The sequence below is a fragment of the Flavobacterium cupreum genome, from assembly GCF_003996965.1.
Taxonomy (GTDB): Bacteria; Bacteroidota; Bacteroidia; order Flavobacteriales; family Flavobacteriaceae; genus Flavobacterium; species Flavobacterium cupreum.
Genome location: NZ_QWDM01000135.1, coordinates 1 through 348 on the forward strand (window position 1 = coordinate 1; position 348 = coordinate 348).

General features: G+C 63.2%; 1 pseudogene. It reads left to right on the top strand.

Features of this window, described 5'->3' with window-relative positions:
* A pseudogene (gene pyrG, locus D0817_RS25085) lies at positions 1 to 348 on the top strand (CTP synthetase); the annotation flags it as partial.

Below are 348 nucleotides of genomic sequence, written 5' to 3' on the forward strand. Positions count from 1 at the left end.
GTCGATCCGGGCACCATGAGTCCTTTGCAACATGGCGAGGTGTTCGTCACCGACGACGGGGCCGAAACCGACCTCGACCTCGGCCACTACGAGCGTTTCATCAGCACCCGCATGAAAAAGGTGAACAATTTCACCACGGGCCAGATCTACGAGTCGGTGATCCGCAAGGAACGCCGCGGCGAGTACCTTGGCAAGACGGTGCAGGTCATTCCGCACATCACCAACGAAATCCAGGACTACATCTACCGCGGCGCCGAGGGCGCCGACGTGGCGCTGGTCGAGATCGGCGGCACCGTCGGCGACATCGAGTCGCTGCCGTTCCACGAGGCGGCCCGCCAGCTGAGCCTG